The following is a 16,460-nucleotide window of genomic DNA, read 5'->3' as shown; positions in this document are numbered from 1 at the left end:
CCCGTGGCTGATGTTCCTGTTCTGACATGTCGAAAGTAGAACCTTCACTGACGACATGTCAAGACTGGAATGTAGGATGGGCGGCATGAGCCTTCGACACGCCCTCCTCGGACTCCTCGCCGAACACCCCGCCAGCGGGTACGACCTGCTCAAGACCTTCGAGACCTCGCTCGCCAACGTCTGGCCCGCCACCCAGAGCCAGATCTACACCGAGCTCTCCCGCCTCGCCGACACCGGCTGGATCAGCGTCACCGCCGAAGGCCCGCGCGGCCGCAAGGAGTACACCCTCACCGACGAGGGCCTCGCCGAACTGCGCCACTGGCTCACCGAGACCAAGCCCCAGCGCAACACCCGCAGCGACATCCTGCTGCGCGTCTTCTTCCTCGGCGTCCTCACCCCCGACCAGGCCCGCGCCTACCTCACCGGCCTCGCCGACCTCTCCCAGCAGGGCCACGACGACCTCCGCCGCCTCGTCGACTCCGTCGACTGGGGCGACGACGACCTCTCCGTCCACGGCCGGATCGCGCTCGAGTACGGGCTCCGCTTCAACGCCATGCGCCGCGAATGGGCCGAATGGGCCGCCACCCAGATCCGCTGACCCGGCGTGCGGGCACACGCCTCGCCGGCCACTTGCCGGCCTTCGGACTTCCGGCCGTGCTGCCGAGGACCCGTGCCATGCTGAGCCCGTGCTGTTCGAATTCGATGGCGAGTTGTGGATCTGGGAAGCCCGGCGGGACGACAGTTGGACCTTCGTCAGCCTGCCCGTGGACGCCTCCGACGAGATCCGTGACCTGACCGGCCCGCGCCGAGGCTTCGGGTCCGTCCGCGTCCGGGTCACGGTCGGCGCCACCACCTGGCGGACCTCGATCTTCCCGGACAGCACCCACGGCTGCTACGTCCTGCCGATCAAGCGGGCCGTCCGCACGGCGGAATCCCTCGAAGCGGGCGACACCGCGACCGTGACCGTCGAGGTCCTCGGCCTCTGACCACCTCTTCGGCGAGCGCTACGAGGTGGGGCGCGCGCTTCCCGTGCGCAGCGTGAGCAGCGTGATCTCGCTCGGTGCGAAGACCCGGAACGGCGGACCCCAGAAGCCGGTGCCGCGACTGGTGTAGAGCTGGGTCCGCTCCCCGTGCCGGCTCAGGCCGTGCACCACCGGCTGGTCCAGCCGGACCAGGAAGTTGAACGGCCAGATCTGGCCGCCGTGGGTGTGCCCGGAGACCTGGAGGTCGATGCCGGCGGCGGCCGCCTGCGGGACGAACTTCGGCTGGTGCGCGACGAGCAGCACCGGTAGCTCCGGATCCGCCCCCGCCAGCGCGCCGCCCAGGTTCGCGCGGTGTCCGGCCAGGCCGGAGTACCCGGCGGTCACGTCGTCCACGCCGGCGAGCACGAGGACGTCCCCGCCGCGCTCCACCACGACATGGCGGTTGTGCAGCGGCTCCCAGCCCAGCTCCGCCATCCGGTCCAGCCAGCCCTGCGCCCCGCTGCCGTACTCGTGGTTGCCCGTGACGTACACCCTGGCCAGCCGGGCCCGGATCGCGCCGAGCGGCGCCGACTGCGCCCGGCGCCGGGCGGGGGTGCCGTCCGCGATGTCGCCGGCGTGGACCACGACGTCCGCGTCGAGCGCGTTGACCGCCTCCGTGACGCGGGCGGACCAGGCCGCCCGGTCGATCGGCCCGTAGTGGGTGTCGGCCAGCACCACGACCCTGGTCCCGTCCAGGCCTTCGCCCAGCCGCGGCAGGTGGACGTCCAGCCGCTTCACCCGGGGCACCCGCATCGCCTCGAAGTGCCCCCAGCCGAGCAGTCCCGCCGAAACCGCCGCGACGGCCGCGGCGACGATCCTGGCCCGACCCGTGCCACCGGCGTCGAACCCGTCCAGCACCAGGTCGACGACGATGCCCGGCACCGACCAGGTGAACAGCACCCACACCATGCCGAGGGTGGTGTCCGCGACGCGGGCCGCCCGGTCGTCCCGCCGCCGGCCGTGACCCGCGACCATCAGGAACGGGAACGAGACCAGCCAGGCCGCGAAGCCGACCGTCCCCACCAGGAACACCGGGAGCGGCCAGTCCACGCCGGACGCGAACAGCACCCACCACGGCGGCAGGAACAGCACCACCAGGACCAGCAGCACCACCGCCAGCCGCCGCACCCCGGACCGCCGCCGCCGCACACCCCCACTCGGGACCTCCGCCACCGGCACGGCCTCGGCCGCGACGGTCTCCGACCCGATGGATCCGCTCTCTGCCACGGCGCCCGCCCCTCATGATCTGCCGACGCTCATCATGCGCCACTTGGTGCTCGATGTCTGCGTGCCCGGGGCCCGCGCAGCCGACACCCGCCACCGAACACCGGCACCGGGCCCAGGGCAACGGACGGGGGCCGGTGGCGGGCGGTTCGGCGGGCGGTTCGGCGAGCAACCGCTCATCGCCGGGTCGACCCCGGCGGGCCGCTCATCCGAGCAGGAGTTCCGCCGCCGGCGTGCGGTTGCCGGTCGCGGACGCTCCGGCCATCGCCGAGACGGCGGTCGTCGGCAGTGTGCCCGGCGGCACCACCAGGAGCAGGAAGTGGTCCTGGAACCCTCGGGTGATGCTGATCGTGGCGTCGCTGCCGCCGAACCAGTTGATCCTGATCATGACGCCCTGCACCACAACGGACCGGGGCACGTCGTCCCAGGCCGGGGTGTCGAGGCCGACCCGGACGATACGGCCGAGATGGGCGCCGAGCGCGGTGATCAGGTCGGGCAGTTCGGCGACGAGGTCGGTCGTCCGGGGCCACCACGCGCCGTCGAACACGCCCTCGCGGGACATGGTCGGCTCCAGCGCCAGACGTGGCAGCAGGGGAGCCCCGGGCACCGACCATGGACCGGGTGCGGAAGGGACTGGGAGAGGTATCTGCATCACGGTGGGCCGCCCGTCCGGTCCGTGGGGACCATGTCATGACCTAGGGCGACGTCGACGCTGGTGCCGGTGTGCGGAATGTCCTCGGTTGTCTTCCACGGTACTCCGCGCAGGCGCGCGCCGACCCGCGTCGGCCCGTTCCGGGCGGCCGACGCGGGAGTGGCCGGGAGTAGCATCGAAGGCATCCAGGGCATCCCGTATCCCGGTACTCGTTCCGGCCTCGTTCTGGGTGAACGAATGCCCCGGCCTCCCGGGGGGCGGCCGGAGAGGAAACGGTGACCCCGTGACCGCCACCCGCACCCCTGATGCCCCACGGCCGGCCAGGCCCGGCCGCGGACTCACGGTCGCCGACGCGATGGAACCGTGGGACTACCAGATCACCGACGACAGTACGGTCGACCGGGCCAACGACATCCTGCGCAGTGCGGATGTGGAGTACCTGCTGGTCCGTGACCACGACGGCCGCTGTGAAGGAGTCGTCACCCGGACCGGGCTGCGTTCCTTCCGGATCCGTTCCTGGTCCACCGATCGGATCGTGGTCGGCGCCACCTCCCACCAGCGCGGCCCGTTCGCCTGGCCCACCATGGGCCTCGCTCTCGCAGCCATCGCCATGCGGGTCAAGCGGCTGACCATCTGGCCGGTCGTCGACGAGGACGGCTACCTCCTCGGCATCCTCACCGCGGACCGCGCCGCAGTCCTCCTCGCCGTACCGCCGGCTCACGCGGGCTCCTGCTGACGGGTGTTCCCCCACCGGGGCGCCTGCCGGAAGCGGTGCCCCGGCCGCCGTCTACCTGCCCACCGCCCGGTACGCGGCCTGCGTGCGCGCGAGTTCCGCCCGCCGGACCGTTCCGTTGAGGGGCTCCAGCCCCTTCGCCCGCCGTTCCGGTTCCATGGCGAGCAGTTCGCTCGCGGTCCTGGTGTTCGCGGGATCAGCGGCCTCGACCATGAGCCGGGCCGCGTCGACGGCATCCGTCTGTGGCGGGACGACCAGCAGGTCCAGCCGCCGAGGGGCATACGAGCGGACCATGATCATGTGCTTGTCCTGCTCGGTGGTGAACCAGCCCGCGTGGACGACGTGGCCCGCGACCGGGATCCGCCGGGGGATGACCGGCCACTGCGCGGGATTCACGGTGATCCGGGTGATCCGGCCCCACCGTTCGTCGATCTCGGCCGCCAGGGCGGGGAGTTCGAGAAGGAGGTCACCGCACCGGGGCCACCAGGCCCCGTCCAACCGGCCGGGTCTCAGGCCCTCGGACGTCAGGGACAGCCGCACGGCGCAGCCGGATGAGCTGGGTGTGATCGTGCGATCGAGGATCGCCTTCATGGTCGAGGACCCGTCTTCGGACCCGACCGGGTCGGGTCCGGGGTAGCCGTTCGCCGGAGACGACGCCGGTGTTCGGGTGCCGGCATACGAGATGCCTCCAGTGGCGTCCAGGCTACTCCTGGCCGCGGTTGCGATTGCGGTTCCGGCCGCCGTCGGCCCATCCGCCCGGCCCGGCGGTGATGCCGGTGGGGCGGGAGAGCGACCGGGAGCGCAATGCACCGTCGTCGGGCGTAATGGAAGGAGCCGCCCGGCGAACTGCAGCGAGGTGTCAGGGCGATCGAACCGGTGCCGAGCGCCCGCGACGGGAGCAGGACGGTGGTGAGCGAGGATGAGGGGTGAGCGATCGTCCGGCGCAGTCGGGCCGGACCGGTCGGAGGGGCACGGCGAACGCATACTGGGCGCACTGCTCGATCGCGCCCATGAGTTGCCGCCTCAGCTGATCGCCCCACTGGTCACCGACGTGGTGCGCGGGTTCGGCGGCCGCGACCCGGCGCTCCTGCTGCAGGATTACGGCCAGCTGGTGCTGGCGCCGCTGCCGGGGTGGGGGCTGTCCGCCGGGGAGCCGGTGCGGATCGACGGCTCTCCTGCGGGTGAGGCCTTCCTGCGCGGTGTTCCCGTCGAAGTGCCGCAGGCCGACGGGGTACGGCTGTACCTGCCCTTGCTGGACGGCGGCGACGAGGTGGGGGTGCTGGCCCTGACTCTGGAGGCCGTCGACGACGACGACCGGCGGCTTCTGCGCCGCTTCGCCGCCCTGGTCGCGGATCTGCTGATCACCAAGAGCGGCTACACCGACCGGATCTTCCAGGCACGGCGCCTGGAGCCGATGAGTGTGGCCGCGGAGATCCAGTGGTCCCTGCTGCCGCCGCTGTCGATGACCGTCCCGCAGGTCGCGGTGGCCGGCATCCTGGAGCCCGCCTACCAGGTGGCCGGTGACAGCTTCGACTACGCGCTCAACGACGACGTGCTGCACGTGGCCACGATCGACGCCATGGGCCACGGCTTGGACGCCGCCACCATGGCGACCGTCGCGATCGGTGCGTACCGGCACGCCCGCCGCGCCGACATCGGACTGGCCGAGATCTACGCCTTCATGGACCGGGCTGTCGCCGAGCAGTTCGGTCCCGACCACTTCGTCACCGCTCAGATGATGCGCCTCGACACCGCCACCGGCCACCTCCAATGGGTCAATGCCGGTCATCCTCAGCCGCTGCTGATCCGCGGCCACGTCGTCGTCGAGCGCCTGGAGAGCGCCACCACCCTGCCGGTCGGATTCGGAGGCGAGCAGCCGGTGATCAGCGAGCGGGTGCTGCGGCACGGTGACCGGGTCCTGTGCTTCACCGACGGCCTGGTCGAGGAGCGCGAGGCGGGTGGTGAGCAGTTCGGGGAGGAACAGCTCATCGCCTGGGTCAACCGGGTCGAGCACTCGCAGGTCAACGTGCGGGCGATGGTGCGCGCGCTCTCCCACACCCTGAAGGAGAAACGGGGCGGTCGCACGAGCGACGACGCCACCCTGTTCCTGATCGAGTGGCGCTGAGACGCCGTACCCCGCCGGGTCTCTCATGACCGGCCGGGTCGGCCCGGTACGGGCGGAGTACCGTGGGGACACGGGCGCGGTTCGAGCCGTCGCCCCGGGCTTCGCAAGCCAGCCGGGCCCGTGCCACCGGGACAGGGGAAGCGATGTCGGACACGACCAGCGCCTCGCACTACGGGTTCCTGCCGGACCGGTTCAGGCAGGCCGCGAAGCCGGGGACGGTGTTGCTACGGCTGGAGACCACACAGTCGCGTGAGGGCGTCCTCGACGGCGCGTGGTGGCCGCGTTCACGGAACATCGCAGCCGAACTCCCCGGACTGGTCCGTGCGTTGACCGAGCACCTCGGCCCCGTGGCCAGCGTCGGTCTGGATGCCGACGCCTGGGACGACGTCCCGGCCAGCCTGGTCGTCGACGGCCGGTCGGTGCACCTCGACCGGTACCCGGTCGGCGACGACACGGTGATCATCACGAGGGGCGAGCGCGACCACTTCAGCCTCCTCGTGGTCCCCCCGCAGGCGAACCAGGAGGCGGCCCTGGCCGCGATGGCGCGCGCGGTCAGGACCGGCGGAACCGACTCGGCACGGCAGATCCTCATCGCCACCGGCATCGGCTCCCAGCCACCGGCCGAGGCGTAAGTGGGGCCGGCCGCCGAGCGGGCCGGGCTCCTCGGGCAGGCAGAAAGGCGGGATGGAGATGTCCGTCCATGTGAAACTCTCGGCCGAGGCCCGGGTACCGGCGGAGCCGTCGACGGGGCCGCTGGACCTGCAGTACGAGGACGTCGCGGACGGCCTCACCTTCGAGTACGACCTCCATCCGAGCGGCGCGCTGCGCGTCCTGAGGGTCTTCGAGGACACGCCGCACCAGATCGAGACGTGCTTCAGCCCCGGGGCTTGGCTTCAGGTCGAGGGCACCTACCTGCGAAGCGGCTCCGCTTACTGACGGCGATCCGCCCGGTCGGCCGGCCCGTACGCCGTCGGACGGACATCACGGCACGACGGGGACGGGCCGTCAGACCCGCCCGTAGTGGACCGCCTGGTCGGCGAACTCCCGGGCCATCTCCTCGGAGACGGTCGGACGGGTGCGGTGGATGGCATCCAGATAGTCCTGAGTACTGGGTGGGGTCCGCTGCCCCGTGTCGAGCGTGCGCTCGAAAGCGCTCTGGGCGACCGCCATGGCGACCTGCCTGATGTCGGCCGGAGTGAAGCCCTCGCTGGCTTCGGCGAGGACCGCCGTGTCGGCCGCGGTACCGGTCTTCGCCGTGTAGCCGGTCCACAGCGCGTCCCGGGCCGGCGAGTCGGGCGGACCGACCGGCATCACGTAGTCGAAGCGGCCGTGGCGCAGGAAGGCGGGGTCCAGGGCGGCCACCGAATTGGTGGCGCAGACCAGGAGCCGACCGTCACGGTCGCGGAACCGCACGATCGACTTGAGGAGTTCGTTGACCACGGCGACCGAAGCGGGGGCGGCGAGGCTGCGCGTACCGGCGACCTCCTCGACCTCGTCGATGAAGAGCAACACGTGGTCGAGCTGGGCCACCTCCTCGAAGCGGCGGCCGAGTCCGGTGGCCAGCCCGTTCTCGGACGTGAGCCGGGAGGGGAAGAGCTCGACGAACGGCCAGCCGAGCCGGCCGGCCACGGCCTTGGCGAAGGTGCTCTTGCCCGTGCCCGGCGGACCGAACAGCACGACCGCCCGGGGCGGTTCCACGCCGTGCGCGTCCGCCAGCTCGGGATTGGCCAGCGGCAGCACCAGGCGCCGTTCGATGAGCCGCTTCTCGTCGGCCATGCCGGTGAGCTGCTCCCAGAGGCGGGCTTCGGGCATGACCGCGCCCAGCATGGCCAGGACCGTCGTGCTCTGGGCGCCGACGGCCTCCGACTTCTCGAAGTACGTCAGGCCCCGGCGGGCCCGGAACCCGGAATTGACCAGGGCCGTGGCACCGGTCTCCTCCTCGGGCAACAGCGCTGCGACGATCCTGGCGCCGGCGTCCCGCAGACGACGCTCCAACGCGGACAACAGCGCGGTACCCACACCCAGGTTCCGCCAGGCGGGGTGCAGCGCGATGCGCAGTACCCAGGCCCGGTCCCCGACCACCCGGCCCACCGCCGCACCCACGAGATGCCCGTCGGCCACCACGACGACGCTCGGATCCCGCGCCTGCAACGCGGCGATGACATCGGAGAGGCGGAAGACGGCGGGGAGGTCCGTGGTGGCGCTCTCACCGTCGAGCCGTACCACCGCTTCGAGATCGTCCGGGGTGAATTCCCGGACATGCCATTCAGCCATCCGCCGCTCTCGACATCGTGCCCTGGACTCGTACCCCGGACCTCTCCCATCATCGGCCGACCCCTGCGTGGCCGCCCGCCCGGAAGGGCGACGGTCTTTCGGAGTCTGCGGGGAGGTGCGACGATCCACCGATCGCTCCGGGTCCACGACGACGGCCGGAGCCGCACCGGACAGGGGAGTCGGACGTGCCCAGCACCGAACTGAGCCGCAGCTACGACATCGCGGCGACGCCCGCCGCCGTGCTTGCGCATCTGGCGGACCCCCGGAACTACATCGGGCTCTCCCCGTTGCTCGTGGACGTGCGGGACGTGCGCCGCGAGGGCGGGGTCACCCACTACGTGGCCGTCGAGCGGTTCCGGTTCCTGGGGCTGGTCCGGCACGACAACGTCATCCAGGTCAGCCTGCGCACCGAGGACGCCCGGCTGCCGGACGAGGCGACGGTCAGCGGCGAGGTGGTCAGTCCTGGTGGTGTGCGGATGGACTACCGGTTCGCCCTCACCGCCCGAGCCGGCGGTGGCTCCCGGGTGGTCGACCGACTGCGGCTGCACGCCCCGCTAGGCCTCCTCCGCTACGCGGCCGGGAAGGCCGGAGCAGTCCAGGCCGAGCGTGGCCGGGTGCTGGCCCGGCGGCTCGACGGCAGCCACTGAGGCGGGCGGGCCCACGGCAAGAGCTCAGGTACGTCCCCCGGGGAGTCCATCAGCCGACTCTCCCGCCCGCCGGATCACGGCCCGTCTTCCTACTCCTTTGATAATCTGGTCCCATGACTGAGACGCCCTACAGCATCGGCGAGGGGCCGGCCACCAGGGTCAGCCTCTCCCTGCCTGAAGGTACGGCCGAGGCGATCCGCCGGCGGGTCGGCAAGCGTGAGTTCTCGGCGTTCATCGCTGCCGCTGTGGAGCGGGAGCTGCGGGGCCAGATCCTGGACGAGTACCTGGCCGACTACGAGCGCCGACAGGGGCCGATCTCGGCGGCGGAGCAGGATCGGGCCCGGCAGGTCTTCGACGAGGTGTTCGCCGAGGAGGGCGGATGGCCCGTCGCAAGCTGAGCCATGAGGGCACCCTGGTACTCGACTCCGAGGGCCTCTCCAAGCTGCTCAACGACCACGAGCCGGCCGTCGCGCTGGTCGCGGAGGCCCGCAAACGGGGCATGGAGGTGGTGGTCAGCGCGTTGACCATCATCGAGGCCGTGCACAGCCGTACGGACCAGGTCCGCCTCCGATGGATCCTTTCCGGGCTGCGGATCGTGCAGGTGGGCGACGAGGAGGCCCGTGCGGCTTCCGCGATGTTGATCGCCGCAGGTCTTCACGGCCACACGTACGCGATCGACGCGGCGGTGGCCGAGATGGCGGTGCGGCAGCAGCGACCGGTCGTCCTGCTGACCTCGGACATCGACGACATGACCAAGCTCTGCGGTGATCGCGTCCGACTCGTGGCTGTCTGACAGTCGCCGTTCGCCAGGGCTTCGAATTGGCGGCAATGCTTTGTGCCGGTCTGCCCAGACCAGGGAACGACGAAGGCCCCGACCGCTGAGCGGTCGGGGCCTTTCGTTTGCCCTGGCGGGCGAAGGCGGAGGATACGAGATTCGAACTCGTGAGGGGTTGCCCCCAACACGCTTTCCAAGCGTGCGCCCTAGGCCTCTAGGCGAATCCTCCGTGGGAGAGCTTAGTACATGTCGAGGGGTGCTCGCGAACCGCTATCCCGCAGGTGGTCGTGGGAGGTGGCCTGCGGATCGGAGATGGGGGTGGGTGGCCCTGACGGGGGCCGGGATCCGCTACTCTGGGGGCAGCCCCTCGTGTGGCGCTATCTCTCTGAACTCCCCCAGGGCCGGAAGGCAGCAAGGGTAGGAGGGCTCTGGCGGGTGCGCGAGGGGTCCTTGCGTTTCCGGGGCCGGTCGGCGGGCTGGTCGGAGGACGGTCGCGGGCGGGGGCCGGGTGGGGCCCGGGGCCCGGGGACGGCGCGTTTGTCCGTCCGTCCCGATATCGTCGGTGGCGTGTCCCTAGCCCTGTACCGCCGCTACCGCCCCGAGACCTTCGCGGAGGTCATCGGGCAGGAGCACGTGACCGCTCCGCTCCAACAGGCCCTGCGCAACAACCGGGTCAATCACGCGTACCTGTTCAGCGGCCCGCGCGGCTGCGGCAAGACGACCAGCGCCCGCATCCTGGCGCGCTGCCTCAACTGCGAGCAGGGCCCGACGCCGACGCCGTGCGGCGAGTGCCAGTCGTGCCGCGACCTGGCGACCGGCGGGCCCGGCTCGATCGACGTGATCGAGATCGACGCCGCCTCGCACGGCGGTGTGGACGACGCGCGCGAGCTGCGCGAGCGGGCGTTCTTCGCGCCGGTGCACAGCCGGTACAAGATCTTCATCCTGGACGAGGCGCACATGGTGACCTCGGCCGGCTTCAACGCACTGCTGAAGGTGGTGGAGGAGCCGCCGGAGCACCTCAAGTTCATCTTCGCCACGACGGAGCCGGAGAAGGTGATCGGGACGATCCGGTCCCGTACCCACCACTACCCGTTCCGGTTGGTGCCGCCGGGGACGCTGCGCGACTACCTGACCGAGGTCTGCGGGCGCGAGGGCATCCAGGTCGAGGACTCGGTGTTCCCGCTGGTGGTGCGGGCGGGCGCGGGTTCGGTGCGTGACTCGATGTCGGTGATGGACCAGCTGCTGGCGGGCGCCGGCGAGGCCGGTGTCACGTACGGCATGGCGACCGCGCTGCTGGGGTACACGGACTCGGCGCTGCTGGACGAGGTGGTGGACGCGTTCGCCGTGCAGGATGGGGCGACGGTCTTCCAGGTGATCGACCGGGTGGTCGAGGGCGGGCACGACCCGCGGCGGTTCGTGACGGACCTGCTGGAGCGGCTGCGCGACCTGGTGATCCTCGCCACAGTGCCGGACGCGGGGGAGAAGGGGCTGATCGACGCCCCGGCCGACCGGGTCGCGATCATGCAGGCGCAGGCGGACCGCTTCGGCGCCGCCGAGCTCAGCCGTGCCGCGGACATCGTCAACACCGGGCTGACCGAGATGCGCGGCAATGCGGCGCCCCGGATGCAGCTCGAACTGATCTGCGCCCGGGTGATGCTGCCCGGTGCGTACAGCGACGAACTCTCGTTGCAGGCGCGGCTGGACAAGCTGGAGCGCCGGGCGGCGGCGGGCGGGTTCGCGGCGCCGATGGGCGGGTTCCAGCAGCCGGTGGGTGGGTTCCCGGCGGGTGCGGGGGAGCCGGTCCAGGTTCAGGCTCAGGCTGTGCAGGCCCAGGCCGTGCAGGCTCCGGTCGCGCAGGCGCCCGTGGCCCAGCCGGCTCCGGTGCAGGCGGCGCCGACGGCTCCCGCCGGGCCGGCGCCCGGGGCGTGGCCGATTCCGCGCAGCTTCGGTACGCCGGGTGAGGCAGCGGGCGGTGCGGCGGCCCCGGCCCCGGTCCAGCCGGCCGCGGCGGCTCCGGCAGCAACGCCAGCGCCGGCGGAACCGGCCCCTGCCCCGGCCCCGGTCGCGCCGCCGCAGCCCGCCGCCGCGCAGCCGTCGGTGGCCGCGCAGCAGGGCGCGGCGCAGATCCGGCAGATGTGGCCGCAGATCCTCGACGCGGTGAAGAACCGCCGACGCTTCACCTGGATCCTGCTCAGCCAGAACGGCCAGGTGGCGGGCTTCGACGGCAGCGTGCTGCAGGTGTCGTTCGTCAACGCGGGCGCCCGGGACAGCTTCGTGGGCAGCCACAGCGACGACGTGTTGAAGCAGGCGCTGGCCGACGCGCTGGGCGTGGACTGGCGGGTGGAGTGCATCGTCGACCCGTCCGGCGGGTCCAGCGGTGGTACGGGCGGCCCGGTCGGCGGTGGTGGCGGGTTCTCCGGCGGTGCGGGCGGCTTCAGCGGTGGCGGGCCTGTCGGTGGCGGGTTCTCCGGTGGCGGTTCGCCGGGCGGTGGCGGGATGCCGCCGCAGGGCGGTGGCGGCTGGGACACGGCACCGCGTCCGGCCGCGCAGGCCGCACCCCCGGTGGCTCCGCCGGTGCACCAGGCGCCGCCGACCCAGCCGCAGCCCCAGCCGTCGCAGGCCCAGCAGCCGGCCGGGGGCGGCCAGTCGGTGGCGCAGCAGCCGTCCGGCCCGCCGGCCCCGCGGCCGGCGATGCCGCCGCAGCCGCAGGTGGCGCCGGAGGACGACATCCCGGAGGACGACGACCCGGATCTCAAGGAGGACGCGTTCTCCGCTCAGGACCTGATCGTCCGCGAGTTGGGTGCCACGGTGCTCGAGGAGATCCACCACGGCAACTGAGCGGGCCGGACCGAGGGGAGCGGGATGGGCATCACCGTACGGCGGATCGAGCCGGCGGACTGGGAGCGGTATCGCGAGGTCCGGCTGGCGATGCTGGCCGACGCCCCGGCGGCGTTCGGCGAGCGGTACGAGGATGCCGCGGCGCTGCCCGAGGCGGAGTGGCGGCTGCGGGCCGAGCGCCAGTCCTGGCCGAACGCCGTCGGTCTGGCCGCCGTGGGCGCGGACGGCGACTGGGTGGGCATGGCGGGCGCGTACGGGGTGACCCGGCTGCCGGCCGGCCCGGCCGGCCCCGACCCGCTCCCGGCGGCCGAGGCGTGGCAGCGCCGGGACGACGTCCGGCCGGACGAGGTGCCGCGCCGACGTCCCGAGGCCGTGATCAAGGTGGTCAGCGTCTGGGTGCACCCGGACCACCGGGGTGGCGCCGCCCGCCGGGCCGGCGCATCGGAGCGCGGCCCGGCGGATCAGCTGCTGACGGCCACGCTGGAGTGGGCGCGGGAGCAGTCCGGAGCCGATCGGGCCGTGCTGGAGGTGCACGAGGAGAACGCCCGGGCGCGCGCCTTCTACCGGCGTCACGGCTTCGCGCCGTCCGGTCTGACCCGGCCGTACCCGCTGGATCCGGCGGCGCGGCTGCTGGAGCTGGAGTTGGACCTGCGGGCCGTTCGGGGCGCGTAGGCTCGATCGCGAAGAACGCAGGACGAAGCGCAGAGATCGAGGATCGGAGAACCGTGTTCCCTGGTGGCCAGCCCAACATGCAGCAGCTGCTCAAGCAGGCGCAGAAGATGCAGGAGGAGCTCGGCAAGGCTCAGAAGGAGCTGGCCGAGACGAAGGTGAGCGGTTCGGCGGGCGGCGGTCTGGTCGAGGCGACGGTGACGGGTGCGGGCGAGCTGGTGGCGCTGACCATCGCGCCGGCCGCGGTCGACCCGGAGGACACCGAGACCCTGGCGGACCTGGTGCTCGCGGCCGTGCGGGACGCCACCGCGGCGGCGCAGAAGCTGCAGGCGGAGCGGATGGGCCCGCTGACCCAGGGCCTGGGCGGCGGCATCCCCGGTCTGCCGTTCTGACACCGGCCTTTCTGCACCGGCGGTTCAGACACCGGCCGATCTGGCATCGGCCGACAGCGATGGTTCGGATTCCGTGGGACTCCGAACGCATTGTGTGATTTATGAGCTAGTCGGGCGTCGGGCAGTGTGCCCGACGCCCGATTCGTTGGATGATGGCACCGGAGCACGGCGCTCCCCAGGCCGAAGGAAGGCGCGACGTTGTACGAGGGCGTGGTTCAGGACCTGATCGACGAGCTGGGCAGGCTGCCCGGCGTCGGGCCCAAGAGCGCGCAGCGGATCGCCTTCCACGTGCTGCAGGCCGACCCGACCGACGTCCGGCGGCTGGCGCACGCGCTGCTGGAGGTCAAGGACCGGGTGCGGTTCTGCGTGGTGTGCGGCAACGTCGCGGAGGCCGAGCAGTGCCGGGTCTGTCTGGACCCGCGCCGCGACCTCGCGGTGATCTGCGTGGTCGAGGAGCCCAAGGACGTCGTCGCGATCGAGCGCACCCGGGAGTTCCGCGGCCGCTACCACGTGCTGGGCGGCGCGATCAGCCCGATCGAGGGTGTCGGCCCGGACGACCTGCGGATCCGCGAGCTGATGACGAGGCTCGCGGACGGCACGGTGACCGAGCTGATCCTGGCCACCGACCCCAACCTGGAGGGGGAGGCGACCGCGACCTACCTGGCCCGGCTGTGCAAGCCGATGGGCCTCAAGGTCACCCGGCTGGCGAGCGGTCTGCCCGTCGGCGGGGACTTGGAGTACGCGGACGAGGTCACCCTCGGCCGGGCCTTCGAAGGGAGACGACTGCTCGATGTCTGACCGAACCCAAAGCCTCACGCACACCGACGAGCCCGACGACTTCGCCGTCCAGATCGCCGACTCGGTGGAGAGCTTCGTGCTCGCCGTCACCGAGGTCGCCAAGGGCGACGAGCCGGGCAGCGCGATCTCGCTGCTGCTGCTGGAGGTGTCGCAGCTGCTGCTGGCCGGCGGCCGGCTGGGCGCGATCGAGGACGTCGTGCCGGATGACCGCTTCGAGCCGGACACCGGTCCGGAGCCGGACGGTGTCGAGCTGCGCGAGCGCCTCGCCGAGCTGCTCTCCCCGATCGACGTCTACCACGAGGTCTTCGACCCGTACGGCCCGCCGGAGAAGCCGAGCGCCTTCCGGATCTCCGACGACCTGGCGGGGGTGGTCAGCGAGCTGCGGCACGGCCTGACCCACTACCGCGAGGGCCGGGTCAGCGAGGCGCTGTGGTGGTGGCAGTTCTCGTACCTGTCCAACTGGGGCTCGACCTGCACCGCGGTGCTGCGGGCGCTCCAGTCGCTGATCGCGCACGTCCGGCTGGACAGCCCGATCGGCGCGGCGCCGGACGGGGCGGACACCGACAACGACGGACTGACCGACGAGCAGTTGGAGCAGCAGGCGGGCGACCTGATGGCCGCCGAGCTGGGCACCTGATCCCCGGGCGTCCGGATCCCCGGGCGTCCGGATCCCCCGGGCCGGCGCTGGTGCCGGTGCCGATGATCCCGGTGTGACGCAGTCGTCAGAATTTCCGGCGGTCGGGAGATCCGGTCCGCCCCGGGCCGCGGTCCCGGCAATTCTTCGGGCCCCGGTCGGTCGGCCCGGAGACCTGCCGGAACCCGGTGCCCACTGATCGATACCGATGTCTCACGATGCGGATGGGGCCGGCCGGGCGGAACCCGCTCGTTAGACTGGCGAGGACCAGACAACCCCAAGTCGAGGAGCCCCCGTGGGCCTTGTCGTGCAGAAGTACGGCGGCTCATCCGTCGCGGATGCCGAGGGCATCAAGCGCGTCGCCCGCCGAATCGTGGACACCAGGAAGGCCGGCCATGAGGTCGTCGTCGTGGTCTCCGCGATGGGTGACACCACGGACGAGCTCATCGAACTCGCGGAACAGGTGACCCCTATTCCGTCCGGCCGTGAGTTCGACATGCTGCTGACCGCCGGAGAGCGCATCTCCATGGCGCTGCTGGCCATGGCGATCAAAACGCTGGGCTTCGACGCCCAGTCCTTCACGGGCAGCCAGGCCGGTGTGATCACCGACTCGACGCACAACAAGGCGCGCATCATCGACGTGACGCCGGGCCGCATCCGCAACGCCCTGGACGAGGGCAACGTCGCGATCGTGGCCGGCTTCCAGGGCGTGTCCCAGGTCTCCAAGGACATCACCACGCTCGGCCGCGGCGGCTCCGACACCACCGCCGTCGCCCTGGCCGCCGCGCTCGGTGCCGAGGTCTGCGAGATCTACACCGACGTGGACGGCGTGTTCACCGCCGACCCGCGCGTGGTCAAGAAGGCGCGGAAGATCGACTGGATCGCCTTCGAGGACATGCTGGAGCTGGCCTCGTCCGGCTCCAAGGTGCTCCTGGACCGCTGTGTGGAGTACGCGCGGCGCTACAACATCCCGATTCACGTACGCTCGTCCTTCTCCGGTCTTCCGGGGACGATCGTCAGCAACGACAACCCGAACAAGCCCGAAGGGGGCGAGATGGAGCAGGCCATCATCTCCGGAGTCGCCCACGACACGTCCGAGGCCAAGATCACGGTCGTCGGCGTGCCCGACAAGCCGGGTGAGGCGGCCCGGATCTTCCGCGCCATCGCGGACGCCGAGGTCAACATCGACATGGTGGTGCAGAACGTCTCCGCCACCTCCACCGGTCTGACCGACATCACCTTCACCCTCCCCAAGACCGAGGGCCAGAAGGCGATCGACGCGCTCGGCCGGGTCAAGGACGGCATCGGCTACGAGTCGCTGCGCTACGACGACGCGATCGGCAAGATCTCGCTGGTCGGCGCCGGCATGCGCTCCAACCCGGGCGTCACCGCCACGTTCTTCGAGGCGCTCTCCGAGGCCGGCGTCAACATCGAGCTGATCTCCACCTCGGAGATCCGCATCTCGGTGGTCACCCGCGCCGAGGACGTGCCGGAGGCCGTCCGCGCCGTGCACACCGCGTTCGGCCTGGACAGCGACAGTGACGAGGCCGTCGTCTACGGCGGAACGGGCCGCTGAGCTTAGTGCTTCCGGCGCCCCGTCGGCGCGACAGTCTGTCAGAATCCCCTTCCAGGGCCGCGGGCCCTGGAGGGGGATTCCCCTTGTGCGGAAGAATGCCC

Annotated in this window: 19 protein-coding genes, 1 tRNA gene and 1 other RNA gene; 16 read left to right on the top strand and 5 right to left on the bottom strand. The window is 71.8% G+C overall.

The annotated features are described in order from the left end of the window. The first annotated feature begins 85 nt into the window (after positions 1-85). Together FHR36_RS30570 and FHR36_RS30565 are read left to right on the top strand one after the other, a co-directional pair. On the top strand, positions 86-598 hold the full coding sequence (locus FHR36_RS30570; RefSeq protein ID WP_253802440.1) for a PadR family transcriptional regulator: 513 nt from the start codon (positions 86-88) through the stop codon (positions 596-598). An 88-nt stretch (positions 599-686) separates the two neighbouring features. Next, positions 687-986: a DUF1905 domain-containing protein gene (locus FHR36_RS30565; RefSeq protein WP_253802438.1), complete on the top strand. Its 300-nt coding sequence runs from the start codon at positions 687-689 to the stop codon at positions 984-986. 18 nt (positions 987-1,004) lie between these two features. On the opposite strand, the gene FHR36_RS30560 is transcribed toward FHR36_RS30565, so the two are convergent. Together FHR36_RS30560 and FHR36_RS30555 are read right to left on the bottom strand one after the other, a co-directional pair. Continuing rightward, positions 1,005-2,201 carry a metallophosphoesterase gene (locus tag FHR36_RS30560; protein ID WP_253803210.1) on the bottom strand — a complete coding sequence of 399 codons (1,197 nt, stop codon included), beginning with the start codon at positions 2,199-2,201 and terminating at the stop codon, positions 1,005-1,007. A gap of 250 nt (positions 2,202-2,451) precedes the next feature. After that, on the bottom strand, positions 2,452-2,898 hold the full coding sequence (locus FHR36_RS30555; protein WP_301330951.1) for a DUF5994 family protein: 447 nt from the start codon (positions 2,896-2,898) through the stop codon (positions 2,452-2,454). A 283-nt stretch (positions 2,899-3,181) separates the two neighbouring features. Between FHR36_RS30555 and FHR36_RS30550 the strand changes: the two genes are divergently transcribed. Continuing rightward, positions 3,182-3,634 carry a CBS domain-containing protein gene (locus FHR36_RS30550; protein WP_253802436.1) on the top strand — a complete coding sequence of 151 codons (453 nt, stop codon included), beginning with the start codon at positions 3,182-3,184 and terminating at the stop codon, positions 3,632-3,634. A 51-nt stretch (positions 3,635-3,685) separates the two neighbouring features. Here FHR36_RS30550 and FHR36_RS30545 read toward each other — a convergent pair whose 3' ends face one another. Beyond that, positions 3,686-4,129: a DUF5994 family protein gene (locus FHR36_RS30545; protein ID WP_253802435.1), complete on the bottom strand. Its 444-nt coding sequence runs from the start codon at positions 4,127-4,129 to the stop codon at positions 3,686-3,688. Between the two features lie 421 nt (positions 4,130-4,550). Here FHR36_RS30545 and FHR36_RS30540 point away from each other — a divergent pair, with 421 nt between their 5' ends. The 3 genes from FHR36_RS30540 (at position 4,551) to FHR36_RS30530 (ending at position 6,692) form a co-directional block, all read left to right on the top strand. Beyond that, positions 4,551-5,756, top strand: a complete 1,206-nt coding sequence (locus FHR36_RS30540; protein WP_253802434.1) for a PP2C family protein-serine/threonine phosphatase — start codon at positions 4,551-4,553, stop codon at positions 5,754-5,756. A 143-nt stretch (positions 5,757-5,899) separates the two neighbouring features. Continuing rightward, the gene (locus FHR36_RS30535) at positions 5,900-6,388 is read left to right on the top strand and encodes a DUF5994 family protein (protein ID WP_253802433.1); all 489 of its coding nucleotides are present in this window, start codon (positions 5,900-5,902) and stop codon (positions 6,386-6,388) included. A 58-nt stretch (positions 6,389-6,446) separates the two neighbouring features. After that, entirely contained in the window at positions 6,447-6,692 is a 246-nt protein-coding gene (locus FHR36_RS30530) for a hypothetical protein (protein WP_253802432.1), read from the top strand. 69 nt (positions 6,693-6,761) lie between these two features. Here the strand turns inward: FHR36_RS30530 and FHR36_RS30525 are convergent, their stop codons facing one another. Beyond that, on the bottom strand, positions 6,762-8,030 hold the full coding sequence (locus FHR36_RS30525; RefSeq protein ID WP_253802431.1) for an ATP-binding protein: 1,269 nt from the start codon (positions 8,028-8,030) through the stop codon (positions 6,762-6,764). Positions 8,031-8,215: 185 nt separating this feature from the next. Between FHR36_RS30525 and FHR36_RS30520 the strand changes: the two genes are divergently transcribed. The 3 genes from FHR36_RS30520 (at position 8,216) to FHR36_RS30510 (ending at position 9,470) form a co-directional block, all read left to right on the top strand. Further along, positions 8,216-8,677 (top strand): SRPBCC family protein, encoded by a 462-nt coding sequence (locus FHR36_RS30520; protein WP_253802429.1) that lies wholly within the window; start codon positions 8,216-8,218, stop codon positions 8,675-8,677. A 113-nt stretch (positions 8,678-8,790) separates the two neighbouring features. Next, positions 8,791-9,075, top strand: a complete 285-nt coding sequence (locus FHR36_RS30515) for a hypothetical protein (RefSeq protein ID WP_253802427.1) — start codon at positions 8,791-8,793, stop codon at positions 9,073-9,075. Further along, positions 9,057-9,470 (top strand): PIN domain-containing protein, encoded by a 414-nt coding sequence (locus FHR36_RS30510; protein ID WP_253802426.1) that lies wholly within the window; start codon positions 9,057-9,059, stop codon positions 9,468-9,470. The genes FHR36_RS30515 and FHR36_RS30510 overlap by 19 nt, the downstream gene beginning before the upstream one ends. Positions 9,471-9,596: 126 nt before the next feature. Here the strand turns inward: FHR36_RS30510 and FHR36_RS30505 are convergent. Further along, positions 9,597-9,681, bottom strand: a tRNA-Ser gene (locus tag FHR36_RS30505). Between the two features lie 129 nt (positions 9,682-9,810). On the opposite strand from FHR36_RS30505, the gene ffs reads away from it, so the two are divergent. From ffs to FHR36_RS30470, 7 genes are all read left to right on the top strand, one after another. Next, positions 9,811-9,907: signal recognition particle sRNA small type (gene ffs / locus FHR36_RS30500), an RNA gene on the top strand. Between the two features lie 112 nt (positions 9,908-10,019). Then, entirely contained in the window at positions 10,020-12,290 is a 2,271-nt protein-coding gene (locus tag FHR36_RS30495) for a DNA polymerase III subunit gamma and tau (protein WP_253802425.1), read from the top strand. Between the two features lie 24 nt (positions 12,291-12,314). Further along, entirely contained in the window at positions 12,315-12,962 is a 648-nt protein-coding gene (locus FHR36_RS30490; RefSeq protein ID WP_253802424.1) for a GNAT family N-acetyltransferase, read from the top strand. A gap of 77 nt (positions 12,963-13,039) precedes the next feature. Further along, the gene (locus FHR36_RS30485; protein ID WP_301330947.1) at positions 13,040-13,351 is read left to right on the top strand and encodes a YbaB/EbfC family nucleoid-associated protein; all 312 of its coding nucleotides are present in this window, start codon (positions 13,040-13,042) and stop codon (positions 13,349-13,351) included. A gap of 198 nt (positions 13,352-13,549) precedes the next feature. Further along, positions 13,550-14,149: a recombination mediator RecR gene (gene recR, locus FHR36_RS30480; protein WP_253802422.1), complete on the top strand. Its 600-nt coding sequence runs from the start codon at positions 13,550-13,552 to the stop codon at positions 14,147-14,149. Beyond that, complete coding sequence (locus tag FHR36_RS30475) at positions 14,142-14,786, top strand: DUF5063 domain-containing protein (RefSeq protein WP_253802421.1); 645 nt, start codon at positions 14,142-14,144, stop codon at positions 14,784-14,786. Before recR ends, FHR36_RS30475 begins: the two co-directional genes overlap by 8 nt. Before the next feature lie 292 nt (positions 14,787-15,078). Further along, positions 15,079-16,359: an aspartate kinase gene (locus FHR36_RS30470; RefSeq protein WP_253802420.1), complete on the top strand. Its 1,281-nt coding sequence runs from the start codon at positions 15,079-15,081 to the stop codon at positions 16,357-16,359. The last annotated feature ends 101 nt before the right edge of the window (positions 16,360-16,460 follow it).

The sequence above is a fragment of the Kitasatospora cinereorecta genome, assembly GCF_024172095.1.
Lineage (GTDB): Bacteria > Actinomycetota > Actinomycetes > Streptomycetales > Streptomycetaceae > Kitasatospora > Kitasatospora cinereorecta.
The sequence above is the reverse complement of the archived record's forward strand: the minus strand, read 5'-3'. Positions and strand labels throughout refer to the sequence as shown.

Bases quoted from the DNA above. Each gene is read 5' to 3' on its own strand.
- FHR36_RS30555 (WP_301330951.1), bottom strand. From the start codon at position 2,898: ATGCAGATACCTCTCCCAGTCCCTTCCGCACCCGGTCCATGGTCGGTG.
- FHR36_RS30515 (WP_253802427.1), top strand. From the start codon at position 8,791: ATGACTGAGACGCCCTACAGCATCGGCGAGGGGCCGGCCACCAGGGTC.
- FHR36_RS30490 (WP_253802424.1), top strand. From the start codon at position 12,315: ATGGGCATCACCGTACGGCGGATCGAGCCGGCGGACTGGGAGCGGTAT.
- FHR36_RS30475 (WP_253802421.1), top strand. From the start codon at position 14,142: ATGTCTGACCGAACCCAAAGCCTCACGCACACCGACGAGCCCGACGAC.
- FHR36_RS30485 (WP_301330947.1), top strand. From the start codon at position 13,040: ATGCAGCAGCTGCTCAAGCAGGCGCAGAAGATGCAGGAGGAGCTCGGC.
- FHR36_RS30530 (WP_253802432.1), top strand. From the start codon at position 6,447: ATGTCCGTCCATGTGAAACTCTCGGCCGAGGCCCGGGTACCGGCGGAG.
- FHR36_RS30570 (WP_253802440.1), top strand. From the start codon at position 86: ATGAGCCTTCGACACGCCCTCCTCGGACTCCTCGCCGAACACCCCGCC.
- FHR36_RS30525 (WP_253802431.1), bottom strand. From the start codon at position 8,030: ATGGCTGAATGGCATGTCCGGGAATTCACCCCGGACGATCTCGAAGCG.
- FHR36_RS30510 (WP_253802426.1), top strand. From the start codon at position 9,057: ATGGCCCGTCGCAAGCTGAGCCATGAGGGCACCCTGGTACTCGACTCC.
- FHR36_RS30540 (WP_253802434.1), top strand. From the start codon at position 4,551: ATGAGGGGTGAGCGATCGTCCGGCGCAGTCGGGCCGGACCGGTCGGAG.
- FHR36_RS30535 (WP_253802433.1), top strand. From the start codon at position 5,900: ATGTCGGACACGACCAGCGCCTCGCACTACGGGTTCCTGCCGGACCGG.